This window comes from Streptomyces sp. NPDC051555, from assembly GCF_044454405.1.
GTDB lineage: Bacteria > Actinomycetota > Actinomycetes > Streptomycetales > Streptomycetaceae > Streptomyces.
The window spans coordinates 23,764-47,274 of the sequence record NZ_JBITDP010000008.1 but is presented as its reverse complement, the minus strand read 5'-3'; the positions used below and the strand labels follow the sequence as shown (position 1 = coordinate 47,274).

Annotated in this window: 22 protein-coding genes; 8 read left to right on the top strand and 14 right to left on the bottom strand. The window is 72.4% G+C overall.

Going from position 1 to position 23,511, the window contains the following annotated elements; genetic code table 11:
- Positions 1-4 precede the first annotated feature (4 nt).
- The 4 genes from ACIBEA_RS18310 to ACIBEA_RS18295 all read right to left on the bottom strand — a co-directional run bounded on the left by ACIBEA_RS18310 (position 5) and on the right by ACIBEA_RS18295 (position 5,112).
- On the bottom strand, positions 5-1,309 hold the full coding sequence (locus ACIBEA_RS18310; RefSeq protein ID WP_399262047.1) for a haloacid dehalogenase-like hydrolase: 1,305 nt from the start codon (positions 1,307-1,309) through the stop codon (positions 5-7).
- A 112-nt stretch (positions 1,310-1,421) separates the two neighbouring features.
- A complete protein-coding gene (locus ACIBEA_RS18305; protein WP_399262045.1) occupies positions 1,422-2,240 on the bottom strand; it encodes a 3-oxoacyl-ACP reductase in 819 nt (272 codons plus the stop codon).
- 5 nt (positions 2,241-2,245) lie between these two features.
- Positions 2,246-3,613 (bottom strand): aldehyde dehydrogenase family protein, encoded by a 1,368-nt coding sequence (locus ACIBEA_RS18300; RefSeq protein WP_385783269.1) that lies wholly within the window; start codon positions 3,611-3,613, stop codon positions 2,246-2,248.
- A gap of 107 nt (positions 3,614-3,720) precedes the next feature.
- Positions 3,721-5,112: a glutamine synthetase family protein gene (locus tag ACIBEA_RS18295; protein ID WP_399262043.1), complete on the bottom strand. Its 1,392-nt coding sequence runs from the start codon at positions 5,110-5,112 to the stop codon at positions 3,721-3,723.
- A 77-nt stretch (positions 5,113-5,189) separates the two neighbouring features.
- Here ACIBEA_RS18295 and ACIBEA_RS18290 point away from each other — a divergent pair, with 77 nt between their 5' ends.
- The 3 genes from ACIBEA_RS18290 (at position 5,190) to ACIBEA_RS18280 (ending at position 8,340) form a co-directional block, all read left to right on the top strand.
- A complete protein-coding gene (locus tag ACIBEA_RS18290) occupies positions 5,190-5,948 on the top strand; it encodes a FadR/GntR family transcriptional regulator (RefSeq protein WP_399262041.1) in 759 nt (252 codons plus the stop codon).
- A gap of 127 nt (positions 5,949-6,075) precedes the next feature.
- Entirely contained in the window at positions 6,076-7,575 is a 1,500-nt protein-coding gene (eat, locus tag ACIBEA_RS18285; RefSeq protein WP_399262039.1) for an ethanolamine permease, read from the top strand.
- A 57-nt stretch (positions 7,576-7,632) separates the two neighbouring features.
- A complete protein-coding gene (locus ACIBEA_RS18280; RefSeq protein WP_399262037.1) occupies positions 7,633-8,340 on the top strand; it encodes a gamma-glutamyl-gamma-aminobutyrate hydrolase family protein in 708 nt (235 codons plus the stop codon).
- A 298-nt stretch (positions 8,341-8,638) separates the two neighbouring features.
- Here ACIBEA_RS18280 and ACIBEA_RS18275 read toward each other — a convergent pair whose 3' ends face one another.
- Positions 8,639-9,586, bottom strand: a complete 948-nt coding sequence (locus tag ACIBEA_RS18275) for a LysR family transcriptional regulator (protein WP_399262035.1) — start codon at positions 9,584-9,586, stop codon at positions 8,639-8,641.
- 70 nt (positions 9,587-9,656) lie between these two features.
- Between ACIBEA_RS18275 and ACIBEA_RS18270 the strand changes: the two genes are divergently transcribed.
- Positions 9,657-10,814, top strand: coding sequence for a TDT family transporter (locus tag ACIBEA_RS18270; RefSeq protein ID WP_399262033.1), 1,158 nt, complete (start codon positions 9,657-9,659; stop codon positions 10,812-10,814).
- Here the strand turns inward: ACIBEA_RS18270 and ACIBEA_RS18265 are convergent.
- Both ACIBEA_RS18265 and ACIBEA_RS18260 read right to left on the bottom strand, forming a co-directional pair.
- A complete protein-coding gene (locus ACIBEA_RS18265; protein ID WP_399262031.1) occupies positions 10,811-11,551 on the bottom strand; it encodes a helical backbone metal receptor in 741 nt (246 codons plus the stop codon). The two genes, ACIBEA_RS18270 and ACIBEA_RS18265, sit on opposite strands and share 4 nt — an antisense overlap.
- Positions 11,552-11,556: 5 nt before the next feature.
- Complete coding sequence (locus ACIBEA_RS18260; RefSeq protein WP_399262029.1) at positions 11,557-12,150, bottom strand: helix-turn-helix domain-containing protein; 594 nt, start codon at positions 12,148-12,150, stop codon at positions 11,557-11,559.
- Positions 12,151-12,384: 234 nt separating this feature from the next.
- Here ACIBEA_RS18260 and ACIBEA_RS18255 point away from each other — a divergent pair, with 234 nt between their 5' ends.
- From ACIBEA_RS18255 to ACIBEA_RS18240, 4 genes are all read left to right on the top strand, one after another.
- On the top strand, positions 12,385-13,290 hold the full coding sequence (locus tag ACIBEA_RS18255; protein ID WP_399262479.1) for a 5'-3' exonuclease H3TH domain-containing protein: 906 nt from the start codon (positions 12,385-12,387) through the stop codon (positions 13,288-13,290).
- A 61-nt stretch (positions 13,291-13,351) separates the two neighbouring features.
- Entirely contained in the window at positions 13,352-14,179 is an 828-nt protein-coding gene (locus ACIBEA_RS18250) for a siderophore-interacting protein (protein WP_399262027.1), read from the top strand.
- Positions 14,180-14,364: 185 nt separating this feature from the next.
- Positions 14,365-15,963: a serine hydrolase gene (locus ACIBEA_RS18245; RefSeq protein WP_399262025.1), complete on the top strand. Its 1,599-nt coding sequence runs from the start codon at positions 14,365-14,367 to the stop codon at positions 15,961-15,963.
- A 28-nt stretch (positions 15,964-15,991) separates the two neighbouring features.
- Positions 15,992-16,936 (top strand): pseudouridine synthase, encoded by a 945-nt coding sequence (locus ACIBEA_RS18240; protein WP_399262023.1) that lies wholly within the window; start codon positions 15,992-15,994, stop codon positions 16,934-16,936.
- On the opposite strand, the gene ACIBEA_RS18235 is transcribed toward ACIBEA_RS18240, so the two are convergent.
- The 7 genes from ACIBEA_RS18235 to ACIBEA_RS18205 all read right to left on the bottom strand — a co-directional run bounded on the left by ACIBEA_RS18235 (position 16,933) and on the right by ACIBEA_RS18205 (position 23,511).
- On the bottom strand, positions 16,933-17,592 hold the full coding sequence (locus tag ACIBEA_RS18235) for a helix-turn-helix domain-containing protein (protein WP_399262021.1): 660 nt from the start codon (positions 17,590-17,592) through the stop codon (positions 16,933-16,935). The two genes, ACIBEA_RS18240 and ACIBEA_RS18235, sit on opposite strands and share 4 nt — an antisense overlap.
- A gap of 90 nt (positions 17,593-17,682) precedes the next feature.
- Positions 17,683-20,523 (bottom strand): DEAD/DEAH box helicase, encoded by a 2,841-nt coding sequence (locus tag ACIBEA_RS18230; RefSeq protein WP_399262019.1) that lies wholly within the window; start codon positions 20,521-20,523, stop codon positions 17,683-17,685.
- Positions 20,524-20,568: 45 nt separating this feature from the next.
- Positions 20,569-21,456, bottom strand: coding sequence for a diacylglycerol kinase (locus tag ACIBEA_RS18225; protein WP_399262017.1), 888 nt, complete (start codon positions 21,454-21,456; stop codon positions 20,569-20,571).
- 17 nt (positions 21,457-21,473) lie between these two features.
- Positions 21,474-22,430 (bottom strand): twin-arginine translocase subunit TatC, encoded by a 957-nt coding sequence (gene tatC, locus ACIBEA_RS18220; RefSeq protein ID WP_399262015.1) that lies wholly within the window; start codon positions 22,428-22,430, stop codon positions 21,474-21,476.
- A 47-nt stretch (positions 22,431-22,477) separates the two neighbouring features.
- Positions 22,478-22,780: a Sec-independent protein translocase subunit TatA gene (gene tatA / locus ACIBEA_RS18215; RefSeq protein ID WP_385783223.1), complete on the bottom strand. Its 303-nt coding sequence runs from the start codon at positions 22,778-22,780 to the stop codon at positions 22,478-22,480.
- Positions 22,781-22,922: 142 nt separating this feature from the next.
- Positions 22,923-23,120: a hypothetical protein gene (locus tag ACIBEA_RS18210; protein ID WP_399262013.1), complete on the bottom strand. Its 198-nt coding sequence runs from the start codon at positions 23,118-23,120 to the stop codon at positions 22,923-22,925.
- A gap of 136 nt (positions 23,121-23,256) precedes the next feature.
- Positions 23,257-23,511 (bottom strand): hypothetical protein, encoded by a 255-nt coding sequence (locus ACIBEA_RS18205; RefSeq protein WP_399262011.1) that lies wholly within the window; start codon positions 23,509-23,511, stop codon positions 23,257-23,259.

Sequence of the window (23,511 nt, the reverse complement as noted above, 5' to 3'; positions counted from 1 at the left end):
ACCGCTAGAAGACGGAGTCCGTCTGGTCCGGGACGACGCCGGCGTCAGCGCGCAGCACCGGGCCGGGCGTTCCGTCGTGCCCGATGAAGCCCGTGGTCGCGCAGGGGTAGGGCGCGGCCTTCTGCTTCTTCGGCTCGATGAACATCGGGTTGACGATCCAGCGGCCGTCGCTGTTGTCGTACGCCCGGCACATCAGCTCGTTCTTGTTGCGGTTCAGGACGAGGCGCAGCGCGGTCGCGTCGCGCAGGAACGAGACGTCGGTGTCGGAGTCGCCGGCCGCGAAGACCTGGCGGCGGCCGGCGGGCTGCACCTTCTCGGCGGCGGCGCCGCGCACGCCGAAGATCTCCTTGTTGATCCAGCAGCGCTTGCCGTCGACGTACGTGATCATCGTGTCGGCGCCGTCGCGCACCGAGCCGCAGCCCTGGAGGTGCGGGGTGTTGGTGCCGTCGTACGCGGTGGTGTTGCGGATGCCGATGACGTGGTCGGCGGGCACGCCGACGCCCTCGGCCCACACCTCGACCACCGGCTGCGGCGAGGCAGAGCTGATCCACACGTCGAATCCGGCCTTCCGCAGGCCGCCGATCAGGTCCTTCTGCTGGTCGTAGTAGCGCACCCAGCCGGTGGCGGTGGAGCTGCCGACCTGCTGGGTGGCGCCGACGGGAGCCGCGAGGTTCTCGGTGCGGGCAGCGGCGGCGAAGGAGCGGACCTCGCGGGCGGTGTAGCCCTGGGTCAGCTGGGGCAGCCAGGCGTAGGCGGGCTCGATGGTCCGGCGGTCCCAGCCGGCGAAGGCCGCGGCGCCCGTCCTGGTCGCGGCGGTGCCGTAGACGGCGTTGATCTCGTCGGCGCAACGCGTGCCCGCGGGGGTGCCGTTGCCGGTGGGCAGCGGGGCGCCGGGCCGGGCGAGGGCGCCGCAGGCGTCGGCGAGGGCCTTGGCGGCGGCCGGGGTGAGGTAGCGGCTGGTGGTGCTCCAGTCGCCGCGCGCGGGCTGGCGGATCTTGCCGCCCCGCAGCAGCCAGAACATGGTGGCGTCGCCGACGTCGTTCTTGACGACCGTGTTGTCCCAGTCGAAGACGGCCACGGGCTTGTCGTGGCCGGGCCGGTGGGTGTTGCAGCGGCCGTACTGGTCGATCAGCTGCTGGAGGCGGGCCCGGTTGTCGCCGTACCAGCCGGCGCCGACCTGCGGGGTGGTGCAGTGGGCGCCGGTCCGGGCCGCCTGGGCGGCGGGGGCGGCGGCCACGAGGGCGCCTGCGGTTATCGCGAGGGCGGCGCCGGCGGCCTGGAGCCGTCGGACGGTGCTGGGGTGGGTCACGGGGGTGAACGCTCCTGATTCCTACGAAGATCGTCGCGGCCGATGGAGCACGACAGCCGGGCGTCGTGCGACGCCCGGCTGTCGGGAGGGTGCGGTGCGATGCGGTCCGGGGCTACAGGGGGGTGACGTACGCGCCCGCGATGCCGCCGTCGACCAGGAAGTCGGTGGCGTTGATGAAGGAGGAGTCGTCGCTGGCGAGGAAGGCGACGGCGGCCGCGATCTCGGTGGGCTCGGCGAAGCGGCCGACCGGGATGTGCACCAGGCGGCGCGCGGCACGCTCGGGGTCCTTGGCGAACAGCTCCTGGAGGAGCGGGGTGTTGACGGGTCCCGGGCACAGGGCGTTGACGCGGATGCCCTCACGGGCGAACTGGACGCCCAGCTCGCGGGACATCGCCAGGACGCCGCCCTTGGAGGCGGTGTAGGAGATCTGGGAGGTGGCGGCGCCCATGATCGCGACGAAGGAGGCGGTGTTGATGATGGAGCCGCGGCCCTGGCGCTGCATGTAGGGCAGGGCGGCCTTGCAGCACAGGAAGACGGAGGTGAGGTTGACGTCTTGGACCCGCTTCCACGCCTCCAGGCCGGTGGTGAGGATCGAGTCGTCGTCCGGGGGCGAGATGCCCGCGTTGTTGAAGGCGATGTCGACGGAGCCGTAGGTGTCGAAGGCGGTCTTGAAGAGCGCCTCGACCTCCTCCGGGTTGGTGACGTCGACCTTCACGAAGGTGCCGCCGACCTCTTCGGCGGCGGCCTTGCCGGCCGTTTCGTCGATGTCCCCGCACACGACGTCGGCGCCCTCGGAGGCGAGGCGGCGGGCGGTGGCGAGGCCGATGCCGCTGCCGGCTCCGGTGATGACGGCGGTGCGGCCGACCAGGCGGCGGCAGACGATCTCTTCGCTGTTCCGGTCGGTGTTCCGGTCGGTGTTCTGGGCGGTCATGTGGCTCAGGCCTCCGTGCTGATGAAGACGTTCTTGGTCTCGGTGAATGCGGTGAGGGCGTCGGGTCCGAGTTCGCGGCCGAGGCCGGACTGCTTGTACCCGCCGAAGGGGGTCCAGTAGCGGACGCTGCTGTGGGAGTTGACGGAGAGGTTGCCCGCGGCGACGGCGCGCGAGACGCGCAGGGCGCGGCCCACGTCGCGGGTCCAGAGCGAGCCGGAGAGCCCGTACTCGGTGGCGTTGGCCAGCCGGACGGCGTCCTCCTCGTCCTCGAAGGGCAGGACGACGGCGACCGGCCCGAAGACCTCCTCGGCGGCGACGGGGGCGGTGGGGTCGGCCCCGGTGACGAGGGTGGGCGGGTACCAGAAGCCGGGTCCTTCGGGGGCGGTGCCGCGGACCGCGGTGAGGTCGTCGGTGACGTAGGACCGTACGCGCTCCAGCTGGGCCCGCGAGATCAGCGGACCCATCTGGGTCTTCTCGTCGGCCGGGTCGCCGACGACCACGCCCTCGATCCCGGGGGTGATCAGGTCGAGGAAGCGGTCGTACACGGAGCGCTGGACCAGGATGCGGGTGCGGGCGCAGCAGTCCTGGCCGGTGTTGTCGAGGAAGGCCATCGGGGCCGCGGCCGCGGCGGCTTCGAGGTCGGCGTCGGCGAAGACGATGTTGGGGCTCTTGCCGCCGAGTTCGAGGGTGACCCGCTTCACCCGCTCGGCGCACTTGGCCATGATCTGCTTGCCGACCCCGGTGGAGCCGGTGAAGACGATCTTCGCGACTCCGGGGTGTTCGACGAGGGCGTTGCCCGCGACCGGTCCGCGACCGGGCAGCACCTGGAAGAGGTGCTCGGGCAGACCCGCTTCCAGGGCGAGGGAGGCCAGCCGCAGTGCGGTGAGGGGGGTGGTCTCGGCGGGCTTGAGGATGACGGCGTTGCCCGCGGCGAGGGCGGGCGCCAGGCCCCAGGCGGCGATCGGCATGGGGAAGTTCCAGGGGGCGATCACGCCGATGACGCCGAGGGGTTCGAGGAAGGTGACGTCGAGGCCGCCGGCCACCGGGATCTGCCGGCCCGCGAGCCGTTCCACTCCCCCGGCGGCGAATTCGAGGAGGTCGCGCACGTTGCCCGCTTCCCAGCGGGCGTTGCCGATGGTGTGGCCGGCCTCGCGCACCTCCAGCCAGGCCAGTTCCTCGCGGTGCTCGTCCACCGCGGCGGCGAAGCGGCGCAGCAGCCGGGCCCGGTCGGCGGGTGCGGCGGCGGCCCAGCCGCGCTGGGCCGCGGCGGCCCGTACGACGGCGGCGTCGACATCGTCCCGTGTGGCGGCCGGGACGGTGGCGACCACCTCCTCGGTGGCCGGGTTCAGTACGTCCAGCGCATCGGATGACACGTGGTGCCTCTCAGTCGTTCGCTCGATGGGTGGTTCGCCCGGGCGGTGGCCGGACCGGCGGGCGCGGTGACGGCCCGGAGGGTACGGATACGGCCCGGAGGGTGCGGTTACAGGCGTTCGAAGGAGCGGCGCAGCTCCCAGTCGGTCACGGCGGAGTCGTAGGCGTCGAGTTCGACCCGGGCCATGTTCCGGTAGTGGGCGACGACTTCGGGGCCGAAGGCGGCCTTGGCGATCTCACTGTTCTCCCACAGCTCGGCCGCCTCGCGCAGGGTGGTGGGGACGTGCGCGTAGTCGCCGGTGTAGGCGTTGCCCGCGCAGGCCTCGGGCAGTTCCAGCCGGTTCTCGATGCCGTAGAGACCGGCCGCGACCAGGCCCGCCACGGCCAGGTACTGGTTGACGTCGCCGCCCGGGAGGCGGTTCTCGAAGCGCATGGAGCGGCCGTGGCCGACCACGCGCAGGGCGCAGGTCCGGTTGTCCACGCCCCAGGCGACGGCGGTCGGCGCGAAGGATCCCGGCCGGAAACGCTTGTACGAGTTGATGTTGGGGGCGTAGAGAAGGGAGAAGTCGCGCAGCGCGGCCAGCTGGCCGGCCAGAAAGTGACGCATCACCGGTGACATACCGCCGTGTGCGCCGCCCTCCTCGCCCGCTTCGCCCGCTTCGCCCGCCATCACGTTGCGCCCGTCGGCGTCGTTGAGCGAGAGGTGGATGTGACAGGAGTTGCCCTCGCGCTCGTCGTACTTGGCCATGAAGGTGAGCGAGACGCCTTCCTGGGAGGCGATCTCCTTCGCCCCGGTCTTGTAGACCGCGTGCTGGTCGCAGGTGACCACGGCCTCGTCGTAGCGGAAGGCGATCTCGTGCTGCCCGAGGTTGCACTCGCCCTTGGCCGACTCGACGACCAGGCCCGCGGCCTGCATCTCGTTGCGGATGCGGCGCAGCAGCGGCTCGATCCGGCCGGTGCCGAGGACGGAGTAGTCGATGTTGTACTGGTTGGCCGGGGTCAGGCCGCGGTAGTTGGCGTCCCAGGCCTGCTCGTAGGTGTCCTGGAAGACCATGAACTCCAGCTCGGTGCCCACCATCGCGGTGTACCCGAGCCCGGCGAGGCGTTCCAGCTGGCGCCGCAGGATCTGGCGGGGCGCGGCGACGACGGGCGAGCCGTCGTTCCAGGCGAGGTCCGCGAGGACCAGCGCGCTGCCCGGGTTCCAGGGGATGCGGCGCAGGGTGGACAGGTCGGGGTGCATGGCGAAGTCGCCGTAGCCCCGGTCCCAGGAGGACATCTCGTAGCCGTCGACCGTGTTCATGTCGGTGTCGACGGCGAGCAGGTAGTTGCAGCCCTCGGTGCCGTGGGACATGACCTCGTCGAGGAAGAACTGCGCGGCGAACCGCTTGCCCTGGAGTCGCCCCTGCATATCGGGGAAGGCCAGGACCACTGTGTCGATCTCGCCGTCGGCGACGAGGGAGCGGAGCTCCTCGGGCGCGAGCGGCGGCATGCGGTCTACCACGGGAATCTCTCCTTCGGTGAGCCGAGGAGGCCTAAGGTATTGAACAGAACCATTGCTTGGGAAGGGGAGGAGCCGATATGACGAACAACGCGGCGGGCGGCGCGGGCGACGGTGGCGCGATCGCGCGGCTGAATCCCGTACTGCGCCAGGTGCGGGCGGGCAACGGTTTCGAGGAGGCCCTGGAGCAGATCCTCCAGGTGGTCCGCCTCGGCCTGGTGCCGGGCGGCGAACGGTTGCCGCCGGAGCGCGAGTTGGCCGAGCGGATGGGGATCAGCCGGGTCACCCTGCGCGAGGTGCTGAAGGTCCTCCAGGACCAGGGGCTGGTGGAGGCGCGGCGCGGGCGGTACGGCGGCACCTTCGTGCTCCACCGCCCCGACACCCCCGTCGGCGGCACCGAGGAGGAGCTGCGCCGGCGCGTCGCGGGCGTGGACATCGAGGACGCGCTGCGCTTCCGCGAGGTGCTGGAGACCGGCGCGGCCGGGCTGTGCGCCGCGCAGGGACTGGACGAGATACGGGCGGACCGGCTGCGCGCGGCGCTCGCCGCGACCCACGACGCCCCACTCGCGGACTACCGGCGCCAGGACACCCTCTTCCACCTCACCCTGTGCGAACTGGCCGGCTCCGCCACCCTGACGGCCCAGTACGCGGCCGTCAGGGCCACCGTCAACGACCTGTTGGACTGCATCCCGCTGCTGGTCCGCAATCTGGAGCACTCGCAGCAGCAGCACACCGCCCTGGTGGAGTCGGTCCTGGAGGGGGACGCGGAGGCGGCGCGCGAGGTGATGCGGGAGCACTGCGGGGGGACGGCGGCGCTGCTGCGCGGGTTCCTGGCGTGAGCGGGCGGGCCGGATCCGGGCGCCAGGAGGTTTTCGTAACCACCGTTTAACGCAGGGGTCTTGCGCCCGCCACTCCCGAACGGCAAAGGTACGCCCCACAACCATTGCCCTAGGCAGGAGCGCGCACATGGCCGACGACATCGAGGCCCGGCTGACGAAGGCCGTGCCCGGACCCACCCCGTCCCCGGAGGGCGGACCCGACGGCGGACCCGACGGCGGGAACGACTACCTGGAGCGCCGCACCCTGCGCCGCGGCAGCGCCGGCTGGCTGCTGCTGACCGGCCTCGGCGTCGCCTACGTCGTCTCCGGGGACTTCTCCGGATGGAACGTCGGCCTGAGCAAGGGCGGCTTCGGTGGCCTCGCCATAGCGACCGTCCTCATGGGCGCCATGTACGCCTGTCTGGTCTTCTCCCTCGCCGAGCTCTCCACCATCCTGCCCACCGCGGGCGGCGGCTACGGCTTCGCCCGGCGCGCGCTCGGCCCCTGGGGCGGCTTCCTCACCGGTACCGCCATCCTCATCGAGTACATCCTGGCCCCGGCCGCGATCGTCATCTTCATCGGCGACTACGTCGAGTCCCTCGGCCTCTTCGGCCTCACCTCCAGCTGGCCGGTCTACCTCGGCTGCTTCGTGATCTTCATCGGGGTGCACCTCTGGGGCGTGGGCGAGGCACTGCGCTTCAGCCTCGTCGTCACCGCCGTCGCCGTCGCCGCCCTGCTGATCTTCGCCGTCGGCGCCTTCACCGACTTCTCGGTCAGCGGGCTCGACGACATCGCCGTCGACGCGAGCGCGGCGGGCTCCAACTCCTGGCTGCCCTACGGCGTCCTGGGCATCTGGGCGGCGTTCCCCTTCGGCATGTGGTTCTTCCTCGGCGTGGAGGGCGTGCCGCTCGCGGCCGAGGAGGCCAAGGACCCGGTCCGCTCCATGCCGAAGGCGCTCGCGATCTCCATGGGCATCCTGGCCCTCCTCGCCCTGATCACCTTCTTCGCCGCGACCGGCGCGCAGGGCGCGGACGCGGTCAAGGATCCCGGCACCGCCCCGCTGATCGTGGCCCTGGAGGGGGCGGGCGAACCGACCACCCTCAGCCGCATCGTCAACTACGCGGGCCTGGCCGGCCTGGTGGCGTCCTTCTTCTCCCTCATCTACGCCGGTTCGCGCCAGCTCTTCGCCCTCTCCCGCGCGGGCTACCTGCCCCGCTTCCTCTCCCTGACCAGCCGCCGCAAGGCGCCCTACCTCGGCCTGGTCATCCCGGGTGCGATCGGCTTCGCGCTCGCCGCCGCCACCGGCGACGGGGAGCGGATGCTCAACATTGCCGTCTTCGGCGCCACCATCTCCTACGCCCTGATGGCCCTGTCCCACATCGTGCTGCGCCGCCGCGAGCCGAACCTGGAGCGGCCGTACCGCACTCCGGGCGGGATGGTCACCTCGACGGTGGCCTTCGTACTCGCCCTGTCGGCCCTGGTCGCCACCTTCCTGGTGGACAAGGACGCCGCATTCATCGCACTCGCCGTGTACGCCGTCGCCCTCGCCTACTTCGCGTTCTACAGTCGGCACCACCTGGTGGCCTCGGCGCCCGAGGAGGAGTTCGCGGCTCTGGCGGCAGCCGAGGCGGAACTGACCCGGGACTGACACGCTCGTCCCGTCGACCACCACCGCCCGTCGTTCCACCCGCTGGAGGTATGCACCGTGCCCAGGCCGCTCATCGGCATCACCACCTATGTGGAGGCGTCCACCCGCTACGGCGCGTGGGACCTCCCGACCGCCCTCGTGCCCATCGGCTACTACGAGTTGGTCCAGGCGTCCGGCGGCAGCGCGGTGCTGCTCCCGCCGGACGATCCCGGGCAGGCGGCCGCGGTCCTGAGCCGACTGGACGGCCTGGTCGTGGCGGGCGGCCCGGACGTGGACCCGGTCCACTACGGAGCCCCCCGCGACCCCCGTACGGGCGCCCCCGCGACCGTGCGCGACGCCTGGGAGCTGGCCCTGATCCGGGCCGCCCTGGACGCGGGCACCCCGCTGCTGGGGATCTGCCGGGGCATGCAGGCGCTGAACGTGGCCCTGGGCGGCACGCTGGTCCAGCACATCGACGGGCACGCGGGGGTGCCGGGGCCGGTGGACTGGCACCCGGTGCGGCCGGTGGCGGGGACGCGCTACGCGTCGCTCGTGCCGGAGGTGGCGGAGGTGCCGACGTACCACCACCAGTGCGTGGACCGGCTCGGGCGCGGCCTGATCGCCTCGGCGCACGCGTTGGACGGGACGGTGGAGGCCATCGAACTCCCGGCGGCCGACGCCGCCTGGGCCCTGGGCGTCCAGTGGCACCCCGAACGCGACAAGGACACCCGCGTGATGTCGGCCCTGATCACCGCCGCCACCCGCGTCCCGGCCACCCTCCCGTAGACCGCCCCTCACGCCCCTCCGGGGGGCGCCTCAAACGCCGGCGAGGCTGGGAGATCCAGCCCCGCCGGCGTTTTGAGGCGCCCCCCGGAGCCACCACTCCAGCCCCGCCGGCGTTTGAGGCGCCGCCGGAGGCCACGACAACCGTCGGACACTAGCCGGCCCGCGGCCACCCCGTTCAGCCCCGCCGGCGTTTGAGGCGCCGCCGGAGGCACCAGCACCGGCGGACGCCACCCGACCCCGGCCACCACATCAAGCCCCACCGGAGGCACCCGTACCGGCGGACGCCACCCGGCCCCCGTCACGCCGGCGTCGACCGCGTCAGCGACAACAGGTCCCGGGCCGGTCCCGCGGGCCGGGTCCCCGCCGGCCAGACGGCGCGCAACGACCGCCCCAGCGACTCGCCCGCCACCGTCACCGCCACCAACCGCCGCCCGGCCAACTCGTCCCGCACCGCCAGCTCCGACAGCACGCACGGCCCTGCCCCACTGATCGCCGCGGCCTTCACCGCCGTCGTCGAGGCGAGCTCCAGCAGCGGCTGCGCCAACCCCCCGCACCCGGCCAGCGCCGCGTCCAGCACCTGCCGCGTCCCCGACCCGCGCTCCCGCAGGATCAGCGGGGTCGTGGCGAGTTCGGCGGGGGTCACCTCCCCCGACCGCCGCCGCGCCCACGGGTGCACCGGCGCCACCGCCACCACCAACCGGTCCTGCGCGATGACCACCGAGTCCAGCCCGTCCGGCACGGCCGGCCCCTCGATGAAGCCGAGGTCCGCCTCCCGCGCCAGGACCCGCTCCGCCACCAGCGCCGAGTTGTCCACCTGGAGGGACACCGCCGTCCCCGGCCGCTCCGCGCGCAGCGCGATCAGCCAGCCCGGCAGCAGGTACTCCGCGATCGTCATGCTGGCCGCCACCCGCAGCCGCGAGTCCCGCGCTCCCCGCAGCGCCTGGGCCCCCGCGTCGAAGGCCTCGGCCGCCTCCACGATCCGCCGCGCCCAGTCGGTGACCAGCGCGCCCTGCGCGGTCAGCGTGGAGCCGCGCGGCGTACGGTCCACCAGCGCCACCCCCAGCCGGGCCTCCATGGCCCGGATCCGGCTGCTCGCCGCGGGCTGGGTGATCCCCACCTCCCGCGCGGCGCCGCCGAGGCTGCCGACCCGCGCGACCGCGATCAGCAGTTCGAGCGCGCCCAGGTCGGGCACCCGGTGCGAGAGCGGAACCGGGTGTGCGGCAGATCCGACGCCAGCTTCAGTCATAAGGTCAGTTTATGTCCTCATAGGAAGCCGGGTTCTGCCGTCCACCCCTCCCCGGGCGCACGCTGGATCCATGGCCACCACCGCGCACCACCGACCCTCCGCCCGACGGGCCCACGAAGCCCTGGGCACCCGGCCCTCCGGCACCACCGCCCCCCGGCGCCCGTTCCCGGTCCTGCGCCACCTCGGCCCGAACTGGTACGCCTCGATCATGGGCACGGCGATCATCGCCAACGCCGGTGCGACCCTCCCCTACCAGCTCCCCGGCCAGCGCGTGGCCTGCCAGGCCGTCTGGGCGCTGTCGGCGGCCCTCCTGCTCGTTCTGCTCACCGCCCGCGCCGGACACTGGCTGCACCACCGCGACCAGGCCCGCGCCCACCTGCTCGACCCCACGGTGGCCCCCTTCTACGGCTGCCTCTCGATGGCCCTGCTGGCCGTCGGCGGCGGCACCCTCATCGTCGGCAAGGACCTCATCGGAATCACCGCCGCCGTGGCCGTGGACACCGTGCTGTTCACCGCGGGCACCCTGATCGGTCTGCTCGCCGCCGCCGGAATCCCCTACCTGATGGTGGTCCGCCACAAGGTCGAGGCCGAGAAGGCCACCCCCGTCTGGCTGCTCCCCGTCGTCGCCCCCATGGTCTCCGCCGCACTGGGTCCCCTGCTGATCCCCCACCTGGCCGCCGGGCAGGCCCGCGAGGCCATGCTGCTCGCCTGCTACGCCATGTTCGGGATCAGCCTGCTCGCCACCCTGCTGATGCTCCCCCTGGTCTTCGGCCGGCTGATCGTGAACGGCCCCCTGCCCCTGGCCCTCACCCCCACCCTCTTCCTGGTCCTCGGGCCCCTCGGCCAGTCCACCACCGCCGTGAACTCGCTCGCGGACATGGCTCCCCGGTCGATAGCCGCCCCCTACGCCGACGGGTTCGGGGTCTTCGCCGTGGTCTACGGGGTTCCCGTGATGGGATTCGCCCTGCTGTGGCTGGCCCTGGCCGCCGCGATGCTGGTGCGGGCCGCCCGACGCGGCATGGGGTTCGCGATGACCTGGTGGGCGCTGACCTTCCCCATCGGCACCTGCGTCACCGGAGCCGCCGGGCTCTCCCGCCACACCGGCCTCACCGCCTTCGCCTGGCTGGCCACCGCCCTGTTCGTGGCCCTCGTCATCGCCTGGCTGGCGGCCGCCGCGAACACCCTGCGCGGCCTGTACACCGGCCGGCTCCTGGCCGCGCCCCGCTAGTCCTGTGACCGGGGCCGCGCCGCCCGCAGGGCCGCCGCCAGTACCGCCGGAGCCTCGGCCAGCGAGGGCCCGTACCAGGTCAGGTGCCGGCCGCTGACGAGGGCGGCGGGCAGGTCGGGGAAGGCCTCCGGACCGTCCCCGGCCGTGAAGCGGTACGGCTCGTCCGGGAACACGACCAGATCGCAGCCCGCCGCGGCCAGCTCGGCCGCCGGGATCCTCGGGTACCGCTCGGCGTGGTCGGCGTAGACGTTGCGCACCCCCAGGCGGGCCAGCAGATCGCCCGCGAAGGTGTCCCGGCCCAGCACCATCCAGGGCCGCCGCCACACCGGTACGAAGGCGTTCCAGGCGCCCATCGGCTCCACCCGCGCCCACGCGGCCCCGGCGTCCGCCAGCCAGCCGGGCCGGGCCAGCCCCAGGGCGTCGACGAACAGCCCTTCCAGCTCCCGCAGCGCCTGCGGGAGGTCACGGATCCCGGTCACCAGCACCCGCAGCCCGGCCGCGCGCAGGGCATCGAGGTCCGGGAGCCGGTTCTCCTCCTCGTTGGCGATGACCAGGTCCGGGCGCAGCTCCACGACGGCCCGCACGTCCGGGTTCTTCGTACCGCCGATCCGCACCGCGGCGCCGAGGTCCGCCGGGTGCGTGCACCAATCGGTGACCCCCACCAGCAGCCCCGGCGCGCTCACCGCGACCGCCTCGGTCAACGAGGGCACCAGGGAGACGACCCGCGGCCCCCGCACCCCGGTCAGTGCTCCGGCGAAGGGGGCTCGGAGGTGGCGTGGATGTGGTCCCCGACGGCGACGACGAGGAGCTTGGTCTCCTCGGTCATGGCCCGCCAGCGGTGCCGCACCCCGCCGGAGAGGAACAGCGCGTCGCCGCACTCCAGCCGGTACGCCCGCCCCTCGGCCTCTACCTGGCAGGACCCGGAGACCACGTACATCAGCTCGTCGTTGCGGTGCTGGTACTCGCGGCCCGCGTCCCGGTCCCCGGTGAACTCCAGGGCGTGCAGCTGGTGGTGCCCGCGCACCAAGGGGCGTACGCCCGGGGCCGGTTCGAGGCCCGGGTCGTCGGCGGCGCTGACCAGGTCGACCGTACGCGCCGTGTCGGACGCGGCCAGCAGTTCGACGGCCGTGGTCTCCAGCGCGTCCGCGACCCGTTCGAGGGAGCGCATGCTGGGCCGGGCCCGTTCGTTCTCTATCTGGCTCAGGAACGGCACCGAGAGTCCGCTGCGCGCCGAGACGGCGGCGAGGGTGAGTCGCAGCGCGCGCCGCCGCTTGCGCACGGCCACGCCCACCCGGAGCGGTTCCTTGGTGTCTCTTTCCTTTTCCTTGTCGTCCATGGCGGGGCTGCCCTCCCCTTGTCCGTCGCACATAGGTGTGCTGTAAGCACCTTACGCAGCATCGGCCCCCTGCACCGCTCGCACGGCCCGACCGTATCGGGGCCCCGGCGAATTCCGAGCCGTATTCCAGTGACGGATGGTGGCGTTCCGGTCCTGTTCCGTCGCAGTTGGTGACGGAGGGGCGGGAGGGTGTCGGTGGGGTACGGCATCATCGTCAAGGTGACCCGACGCCTGATGCTCCTCGACACCGCTTCCCTGTACTACCGCGCCTACTTCGGCGTCCCGGACTCCGTCCGGGCACCGGACGGGACCCCCGTCAACGCCGTGCGCGGGCTGCTCGACTTCATCGGGCGCCTCGTCCAGGACCACCGGCCGGACGATCTGGTGGCCTGCATGGACGCGGACTGGCGGCCGCACTGGCGGGTGGAGCTGATCCCCTCGTACAAGGCCCACCGCGTCGCAGTGGAGACGGAGACCGGCCCCGACGAGGAGGAGACCCCGGACACCCTGGCCCCGCAGGTCCCGATCATCGAGGCCGCGCTCGACGCCTTCGGCATCGCCCGGGTGGGCGTCGAGGGCTACGAGGCGGACGACGTGATCGGCACCCTCACCACCCGGGCCACCGGTCCGGTGGACATCGTCACCGGCGACCGCGACCTCTACCAGCTGGTCGACGACGCCAAGGCGCGCCGCGTCCTGTACCCGCTCAAGGGGGTCGGCACCCTCCAGGTCACCGACGAGGCCTGGCTGCGGGAGAAGTACGGGGTGGACGGTCCCGGCTACGCCGACTTGGCATTGTTGCGCGGGGATCCGAGCGACGGCCTGCCGGGAGTGCCCGGAGTGGGCGAGAAGACGGCCGCGAAACTGCTCGACGCCTACGGTGACCTGGCCGGAATCCTCGCGGCGGTCGGCGACCCGGGCTCGAAATTGACCCCGACGCAGCGCAAGCGGCTCGACGAGGCCCGTCCGTACCTCGCCGTGGCCCCCAAGGTGGTCCAAGTGGCCCGTGACGTGCCGCTTCCCTCCTTCGATCCGGCGCTGCCGGCCGCTCCGGCGCACCCCGACGTGCTGAACGCGCTCGGTCACCGGTGGGGCCTGGGAGGCGCTGTCGCGCGCCTCACCAGTGCACTTCGACTGTGAGGTGGTAACTTAGGTAATCCTAAGTTTCAGGGGAAGCAGCACGGGACATCGGGGAGACGCCGTGGCAGAAGGACGTGCACGCAGGATCGCCACCGCCGAGGTGGTCCGGACCGAGCGACTGAGCGCCCACATGGTGCGCGTCATCCTCGGCGGAGAAGGCCTGGCCGCCAGGTTCACGGTCGGGGACTTCACCGACCACTACGTGAAGCTGCTCTTCGCCCCGGAGGACGTCACCTACGCCGAGCCCTGGGACCTGGAAGACATCAGAGCGGCGCACCCCCGCGAGCACTGGCCCCGACAGCGCGCCTACACGGTGCGCGCCTGGGACCCGGCGCACTCGGAGCTGACCATCGACTTCGTCGTCCACGGCGACGAAGGGCTGGCGGGCCCGTGGGCGGCGCGCGTCCAGCCCGGCGAAACGGTCCGCTTCCTGGGTCCCGGAGGCGCGTACGGCCCCGACCCGACGGCCGACTGGCACCTGCTGGCCGGTGACGAGAGCGCTCTGCCCGCGATCGGCACCACCATGGAGCACATGCCGGTGGGCGCCGAGGTGATCGCCCTGGTGGAGGTAGGCGGCCCGGACGACGAGCAGAAGATCGCCACCCCGGACGGCATCGTCCCGATCTGGATCCACCGCGGCGAGCGCCCGGTGGGCGAGGCCCTGGTCGAGGCCGTCACCTCGCTGCAGTTCCCGCCGGGCCGGGTGCAGGTGTTCGTCCACGGCGAGGCGGGCTTCGTGAAGGAGCTGCGCCGCCACCTGAAGGTCGATCGAGGCATCCCGGCCAAGCAGCAGTCGATCTCGGGCTACTGGCGCCTGGGCGAGACGGACGAGGGCTGGCGCGCGATCAAGCGCGACTGGAACGCCCAGGTAGAAGCCGAACAGGGCTGACCGACCCCCGAGCACGTTCGAGGCGCCCACCCCAGCCCCTTCCAGCCCCGCCGGCGTTTGAGGCGCCCCCGGAGGGCAGGACGACCCGCACCCGGCGTCGAACGGCCCGGCCGGGGCGGGGCGCGGGCGCGGGGGCGTCCCCGCCCCGGCGGGCGGGGCCACACCCCCCGCAGGACAATGGGGCCATGCGCAGCGAACGCACCCGCGCCCGAACCCTCGGCGCCGCAGGAGCCGCCCTGCTCCTGGCCACGACCCTCACCACCACCGCGACCGCCACCACCGCGACGGCGGCCGAGGCCGCCACCGGCCCCCCGCAGCCGAAGCCCTCCCTCACCGACGCCCAGGTCGACAAGGCCGTGGCCGGCCTCGACGCGACCATCACCGCCCTGATGCGCCGCACCGGCGTCCCCGGGGTCTCCGTCGCCGTGGTCCGCCACGACAAGGTCGTCTACCTCAAGGGATTCGGTGTCCGCAGGACCGGCGATCCCGCGAAGGTCGACCCCGACACCGTCTTCCAGATCGCCTCGGTCTCCAAGCCGGTCTCCTCGACGGTCGTCGCGGGCGCCCTCGCCGACCCGGCCGACTGGGACCGCCACGTGGAGCTGCCCGGCTTCGCGCTGAAGGACCCCTGGGTCACGGACCACGTCACCACCGCCGACCTCTTCTCCCACCGCAGCGGCCTGCCCGACCACGCCGGAGACCTCCTCGAAGACCTCGGCTACGACCAGGCGTACATCCTCGGCCACCTCCGCGAGGAGCCCCTCGCCCCCTTCCGCGCGAGCTACGCCTACACCAACCTCGGCCTGACGGCCGCGGCCGAGGCCGTCGCCCGCGCCAAGGGCGTCAGCTGGGAGAAGCTGAGCCAGGACACCCTCTTCAAACCCGCCGGGATGACGCACACCTCGACCACCTTCAAGGCCTACGAGGACGCCCCGGACCGCGCCGCGACGCACGTCAAGAACGCCGACGGCAGCTGGAGCCCGCGCTACGTCCGCGATCCCGACGCACAGGCCGCCGCCGGCGGGGTGAGTTCCACCGCCCGCGACCTGAGCCGCTGGTTGCGGCTCCAACTCTCCGGGGGCACCCTCGACGGCCACCGGATCGTCCCGGCGGGCACCCTGGCCCGGACCCACCTGCCCGAGATCGTCTCCTCGCCGCCCGCCACCCCCACCGGGCGCACCGGTTTCTACGGACTGGGCTGGAACGTGTCCTACGACGACGCGGGCCGCCTGCGCCTGAGCCACTCCGGCGCCTTCGCCCTCGGCGCCAACACCAACGTCACGATGCTGCCCCTGGAACAGCTGGCCATCGTCGTCCTGACCAACGGCGCGCCCGTGGGCATGGCCGACGCCACCGCCGCCGACTTCTTCGACACCGCCGAGCACGGCAAGCCCACCGCCGACTGGCTGGCGCTCTACGCCTCGGTCTACGCCCGGTCGGACGAAGCCCCGCGCTCGCCCACCGACTACGCCCACCCGCCCACCGGTGCGAAGCCCGCCCGCGAGGACGGCGCGTACACCGGCACCTACGAGAGCCCCTACTACGGCAGGCTCACCGTGAGCGCCGAAGCCGGCGCCCCGGCCGGCCGGGGCCTGACGCTCTCGCTCGGCCCGAAGCCGCTGCGCTTCCCGCTGACCCACTACGACGGCGACACCTTCAGCTTCGAGACCGCCGGCGAGAACGCGGCCGGCCGCACCGGGGTGACCTTCACCGACGGCAAGGTCCGCGTCGAGTACCTGGACGCCGGGCCCGGACACCTGGGGACCTTCACCCGCGCCGGGTGACGCCACCGGGCCGCATACGCTGGTCCCGATGAGAAGCAGAGCCCAGCCCCCCGCCCCACTGCCCCAGCTCCACGGCATCGACCCCGTCCGGCTCCTGATGCACCGGGACACCCCGCACCCCACCATCGGCGCCTTCCTCGAAGCCCACTACGCGGGCACGGCGGGCGCCGAGCCGATGGCGCGGCTGCTGGGCGCGGGCCGGGTGTACGGCTCCGACGGGCGGCCCCGCCGCGCGGACGACCCGTACGAGCGGGACGCCTTCCTGTGGTTCCACCGCGACCTGCCCGCGGAGCACCCGGCGCCCGCCGCGCCCCGCGTCCTGTACCGGGACGCGCACCTGCTCGTCGTGGACAAGCCGCACTTCCTGGCCACCACCCCGCGCGGCAGCCACGTCACCCAGACCGCGCTCGCCCTGCTGCGCCACCGCCTGGAGCTGCCCGCGCTCAGCCCGGCGCACCGACTGGACCGGCTGACGGCGGGGCTGCTCATGTTCAGCATCCGGCCCGAGGACCGCGGGGCCTACCAACTCCTCTTCCAGGACCGGCGCGTGCACAAGGAGTACGAGGCCGTCGCGCCCTACGACCCGGCGCTCGACCTGCCCCGCACCGTGCGCAGCCGGATCGAGAAGACCCGCGGGACGATGGCCGCGATCCAGGTCCCGGGCGGCGTGCCCAATGCCGAGACCCTGGTCGAGCTCATCGAGCACCGCGGCGCCCTGGGGCGCTACCGGCTGACCCCGCACACCGGGCGCACCCATCAGCTCCGCGTCCACATGAATGGCCTGGGCGCCCCGATCCTCGGCGACCCCGTCTACCCGGAGGTCGGCGATCCGGCCCCCGACGACTACCGCCGCCCGCTGCAACTCCTGGCCCGCGTCCTGTCGTTCACCGACCCGGTCACCGGGCTCGCGCACCGCTTCGAGAGCGCGCGCACGCTGGGGGCCTGGGACGACTACGAGGCCTGGGCGGCCTAGGGGGTGTGCGGCACGCCCGCGATCCGCAGGGCGGCGTCCGCCGTGGCCGTCGCGACGGACTCGACGGGTCGACCCGGATCGGAGCGGTGGATGAGCATCACGCCCTCTATCAGACCGAAGACCAGGTCGTTGCGCAGGGCCAACCCCGCCGCGTCGCGCGCCAGTTCGGCGCCCGCGTCCGTACCGCGCAGCAACACGCGGTAGACCTCGCGCAGTTCGGCGCGCATCTGGCGGAAGCGGGCGAGCCGCTCACCGCCGCCGACCTCGGGCAGCAGGTAGAGCGCGCCCAGGTTGTGCGGCCCGCCGCACAACAGCATGACGTCGGAGCGGCACAGCTCCCACAGCCTGCGTTCGGCGCTCAGGTCCGCGGCGGCGAGCAGCCTCCTGGCCAGGACCAGCGAGGGGGCCACCGTGGACTCCAGGAGTTCGGCGAGGAGTTCTTCCTTGCCGCCGAAGTAGTGGTACATCGTCGCCTGGCGCATACCGGCCAGTTCGGCCACCGCCCGTGTGGTGGTGGCCGCGTACCCGCGGACCGTGAACAGCTCCGCCGCCGCGCCGAGGAGTTCCTCGCGCGGCGGCCGCCCACTGTCCGGTCTTCGCTGATCGGCACGTGGCCGACCGACCCGTCTCGCTCCTTCGCCCACTGCCCCACTCATGCGCAGATCGTCGCACAGCGCACGGAGAAAGGATCATGGCAAGAGATCAGATCAAGCCATGCCCGCTTTCGGAGGAAGCCCCAAAAGCGGCTAGCCGACCGAACTGTAGGCCACTACACCCCGCAACAGGGCGTCCACGGCCTTACGGGCATTTCGCGCCACCGTGCTGGTCCCGCCACCGGAGTTGGCCGGGGCGGCCGCCGCGACCTGGCCGAGCACGTCGATGACCTGCTTGCACCAGCGCACGAAGTCCCCGGCGGGCATCCCGGCCTCGCGCAGCACCTCGTCGAGGCTCTTGTCGGAGGCCCACTGGTACACCGCCCACGCGAAACCGAGGTCCGGCTCGCGCTGACCCACGCCCTCCGCCTGGTTGATCCGGTGCTCCTCCTCCAGCGCGTCGAGCCTGCCCCAGATCCGCACCATCTCCGCCAGCGCGCCCGTCGCCGCACCCGGCGGCACCTTCGGCGCCACCGCATCGTCGGACTGCCGCGCCTCGAACACCAACGCCGAGACGCACGCGGCCAGTTCGGCAGGGCTCAGGCCCTCCCAGATCCCGGCCCGCAGGCACTCCGAGGCCAGCAGGTCCAACTCGCCGTACAGCCGGGCCAGGCGCCGGCCGTGCGCGGTGACCTCGTCCTCGCGCAGGTAGTCCAGCTCCGTCAGCAGCGCGTGGATGCGGTCGAAGGTGCGGGCGATGGTGTTGGTCCGCCCCTCGATCCGGCGCTCCAACTGCTGGGTGTCCCGCTTCAGCCGGTGGTAGCGCTCCGCCCAACGCGCGTGGTCCTCGCGCTCGTCGCACCCGTGGCACGGGTGCGCGCGCAGCGCGGCGCGCAGCCGGGCGATCTCCCGGTCGTCCGCCGCCTCGGCCCGACCCCGCCGGGACCGCTCCGGCGCGATGTGCCCCGCCTTGACGCGCAGCTGGGAGGCGAGGTCGCGGCGCGATTGCGGGGAGCGCGCGTTGAACGATTTGGGGATCCGCATCCGCTCGATGGGCTCGACCGGCACCGGGAAGTCGATCGCGGCGAGCCGCTTGACCTGCCGCTCCGCCGTGAGCACCAGCGGGCGCGGGCCCTCGGTGTACTCCTGGCCGCGGTGCCCGTTGGAGCGCCCCGCGGGCACACCGGGGTCCAGGACCAGCGCGAGCCCGGCGAACTTGCCGGTCGGCACGTGGATGATGTCGCCCGGCTTGAGCTTCTCCAGCGAACCGGCCGCCTGGGCCCGGCGCTGGGAGGCGCCCTGCTTGGCCAGGTCCGTCTCGCGGTCCTTGAGGTCGCGGCGCAGCTGCGCGTACTCCTCGAAGTTCCCGAGGTGACAGGTCATGCCCTCGGTGTAGCCCTCCAGGCCCTCCTCGTTGCGCTGCACCTGCTTGGAGATGCCGACGACCGAGCGGTCCGCCTGGAACTGCGCGAAGGAGGTCTCCAGCAGCTCGCGCGAGCGGTGCCGCCCGAACATCTGGACCAGGTTCACGGCCATGTTGTACGAGGGCTTGAAGCTGGAGCGCAGCGGATACGTACGGGTACCGGCCAGGCCCGCGAGGGCCGCCGGGTCCATCGCGCGCTGCCACAGCACCACTGCGTGACCCTCGACGTCGATGCCGCGGCGCCCGGCCCGGCCGGTGAGCTGCGTGTACTCGCCGGGGGTGATGTCGGCGTGCTGCTCACCGTTCCACTTGACCAGCTTCTCCAGGATCACCGTGCGCGCGGGCATGTTGATGCCCAGCGCCAGGGTCTCCGTGGCGAAGACGGCCTTGACCAGGCCGCGGACGAAGAGTTCCTCCACGACCTCCTTGAAGGTCGGCAGCATTCCGGCGTGGTGCGCGGCGATGCCCCGCTCCAGCCCTTCGAGCCACTCGTAGTAGCCGAGGACGTGCAGGTCCTCGGTCGGGATCGAGGCGGTGCGCTCCTCGACGATCTCCCGGACCCGGGCGCGCTTGGCGTCGTCGTTCAGGCGCAGCCCGGCATACAGGCACTGCTGGACGGCGGCCTCGCAGCCGGCGCGGCTGAAGATGAAGGTGATGGCCGGGAGCAGGCCCTCGTTGTCCAGGCGCTCGATGACCTCGGGGCGGCCGGGCGTCCAGATCCGGTTGCGGGAGCGGCGCTCGCGCTCGCGGTCGGCCTCGCGGACCATCTTGCCGCGCCGGCGGTCCTTCGGGTTGTACGAGCGGGTGTTCTCCTCCCGCGCCATGCGCAGCAGGTCGGGATTGACCTCGCGGCGCGCGCTGCCGCGGCCGCCGTGGTCGCTCTCCTCCTCGAAGAGGTCGTGGATCCGGCGGCCGGCCATGACGTGCTGCCACAGCGGAACGGGCCGCTCCTCGGAGACGATCACCTCGGTGTCACCGCGGACGGTGTCCAGCCAGTCGCCGAACTCCTCCGCGTTGGACACGGTCGCCGACAGCGACACGAGGGTGACCGACTCGGGGAGGTGGATGATCACTTCCTCCCAGACGGCTCCGCGGAACCGGTCGGAAAGGTAGTGCACCTCGTCCATGACGACGTAGCCGAGACCGGTCAATGCGGGGGACTTCGCATACAGCATGTTGCGCAGTACCTCGGTGGTCATCACGACCACCGGCGCATCGGCGTTGACGCTGTTGTCACCGGTCAGCAGACCCACCTTCGCCGCGCCGTAGCGCTTGGCGAGGTCGGCGTACTTCTGGTTCGACAGGGCCTTGATCGGCGTGGTGTAGAAGCACTTCTTGCCCTGGAGCAGTGCCAGGTGGACGGCGAACTCGCCGACGATGGTCTTGCCCGAGCCCGTGGGGGCGGCCACGAGCACGCCCTTTCCGGACTCCAGGGCCTTGCACGCTTCGATCTGGAAGGGATCCAGATCGAACTCGTACATCTCCCGGAAGGGGTGCAGGGCCATGGCTTCTTCGGCGGCGCGGCGGCGGAACGCGGCGTACGCGTCGGCGGGGGAAAGTTCCTCGGTCATCTTGTCGTCGAGCCTACCCGCCCCCTCTGACAACAAGCGCGATCTTTATGACAGGAGCCGCAGCGCAGCGGGCACGCACTCGGCGGTCACGGGCAGCGGCCCCACCGGCTCCCCGTCCGCGTAGGCGGTGAGCCCGACGGCCTCCAGGGTGACCTTCGCGGCCCGGTGCACGCTCACCTTCGGGTGGCCGGTGTGCGTCCCCTTGTAGACCTGCGGGAAGACCTTCAGCAAGGTGGCCCGGGAGCAGTCCCCGACCACGGTGACGTCGAAGAGCCCGTCGTCGGGCCGGGCGTCCGGGCAGATACGCATCCCGCCGCCGTAGGAGGACCCGTTGCCGACGGCGACCAGCGTGGCCTCGGTCTCGATGACCGGACCGTCGTCCAGGGTGATCCGGTAGGGGAAGGGCCGGAAGGCGGCCAGCTCGGCGAGGATCGCCAGGTCGTACTTGAAGCGCCCCACCGGCCAGCGCATCCGGTTGCCCCGGTCGTTGACCCGCGAGTCGAAGCCGGAGCAGAGCACGGTCCCGTACCAGCTGCCGGCCACCCGCCCGAGGTCGATCTCGCGGAACCGGCCCTCCTTGAGGACCCGGGCCGCCAGCCGTCCGGCCGCCGCCGGCTCCCGCACGGGCAGCCCCAGCGCCCGCGCGAAGTCGTTGCCGGTGCCCACCGCGACCACACCGAGCGGCACCAGCGTGCCCGCCACGGCCTGCAGGGCCAGCGAGACCATCCCGTCCCCACCGACCGCGATCACCGCTCCGGTGCCCTCACGGACGGCCGCGCGCAGCCGCACCAGCGCGTCCGCGGCGTCCGTGCCGACGACCGTCCGCACGGAGAAACCTGCCTCCCGGAGCGCGGAAGCGGCCGGCTGCGCGGCGTGCGCGCCCCGGCCGCGTCCGGCGGTGGGATTGACGAAGAGGGTGATCTCTGCACTCACCCCGCGGAATCTACCTGTCAGGTGGCGTCGTCGAAACCGTTGATCCGCTGGCGTCCGCCGTCGGCCTGGCCGGGCAGCGCCGTGGGCGCCGCGACCTCGTCGATCGAGCCGACCGGCGCCGGGGTGAGGTCCAGCGCGGACGCCTCGTCGTCGTCGAGGTCGGCGTCGGGGTTCTTGCGCTTGCGCCGGCGGTCGTTCATCAGGCAGATGCCGAGCGCGATGAAGTAGAGCGCGATGATCGGCGCCGCGAGCGACATCATCGTGAGCGGATCGCCGGTGGGCGTCGCGAACGCCGCGAAGATCGTGATGCCGAGGACCATGATCCGCCACCAGCTGGCCAGCCGCTTGGCGGTCAGCACCCCGGTGACGTTCAAAAGGATCAGCAGCAGCGGCAGCTCGAAGGCCAGACCGAAGACGACGACCATGCGCGTGACCAGGTCGAGGTAGTCATCGACGGGCAGCAGGTTGCGCGCGTTGTCGGGAGTGAATTCCAGCAGGATCTGCGCGGTCTGCGGCAGGATCTTGTACGCGAGCACCGCGCCCGCGCCGAAGAGCGGGGCGCCGATGGCCACGAAGCCGATCGCGTACCGCTTCTCGTGGTTGTGCAGGCCCGGCGCGATGAAGGCCCAGAGCTGGTAGAGCCAGACCGGGGCGGAGAGCACGATGCCCGCGGTGAGCGAGACCTTCAAGGCGATCGAGAACGGCGCGATGAGGCCGTTCACGGTCATGTCGGCACAGGGCCGGCCGTTGCGCTGCGAGACCACTCCGTTGGTGCAGCCCACCGAATCCAGCATCGGCTTCAGCATGAAGTCGATCAGGTTCTTGTAGTAGAAAGCCGCCACGATGGTGATCACGAGGATCGCCACGACCGTCTTGAGCAGGCGGTTTCTCAGCTCACGCAGGTGCTCGATGAGAGGCATCCGCCCTTCGGCGTCCTTCTCCCGCTTCTCCTGCTTTCGGGCAGACTTGAGCAACCCAGGTCCCTTGGCTCGTTGCAGATGACTGGCGCGACCGGTGGGGGTCAGGCCTGGGTGGAGCGGTTCGGCTCGCTGACCGGACGCGCGCTCGTGACGTCACCGGGCGCGGCCTGGATGGTGCGCGGGGCGGCCTGCGGAGCCTGGTCCGCGGGAGCGGCGGGCGCGGCAGCGGCCGCCGCGGCGTCCTCGGCCTCGCCGTCCTTCTTCATCGCCTTGGCCTCGCTCTTGAGGATGCGGGCGGACTTGCCCAGCGAGCGGGCCATGTCCGGGAGCTTCTTGGCGCCGAACAGCAGGAAGATCACGGCGATGATCAGGAGGATCTCAAGAGGCTTCAGATTGCCGATCATGTCTGACTTCCTTCTCACCGAAGCGGCTGGTCGTAAGGACGCGGTGGTCCGGGACAGGAATCCGGAAACCGCTCTGACAAGGATCGTAACCCCCAGGGGTGAACGCCCGGCAATCCCCCGGCGCCCCCGTGATTGCGCGCGTCTAGTGCGCGCCGCCGCCCGCACGGGCCAGATCGACGCTCGCCCGCTCCAGTTCGCCCGACGCGTCCGCGATCCGGCGGCTCGCCTCGGCGACCTGTCCGGACAGCCTGCGGACCTCGACGAACACCCGCACGGCGAGGACGGCCAGGACGGCGACCCCGAGGAAACCCAGGACAATTGCGAGCATCGGCCACAGCATGCGCCGAGCCTAGCGCCTGCCCCCGCCGCCGGTACGGGCAGGGCGCGGCGCCCGGCCACACACGACGGGACGTCCAGCGACCGTCGAGCGGAACGCCTGCGCCCGCACCCTCCCCGCGGGGACCGCGCACCGCTGTCTACACGCTGCGCAGCGTGCTCACACCGCCGCCGGTCAACAGCTCGATGATCCGCTCCCCGGCGTGCTTGCGCACCGCCGCCCCGCACTCCGGGCAGGTGAAGGAGTAGAAGGTGGTGCGGCGGCTGCCCCCGATGGCCAGCCGGAGCGCCCCCGCGGTCAGCTCGAAGCGACCCCGGCAGTCGGGACAGGCGGCCTTGAAGCTGACCGCCTCCCCACCGGGCGCGGCGGTGTCGGGCGTGGTGATGACTGACAT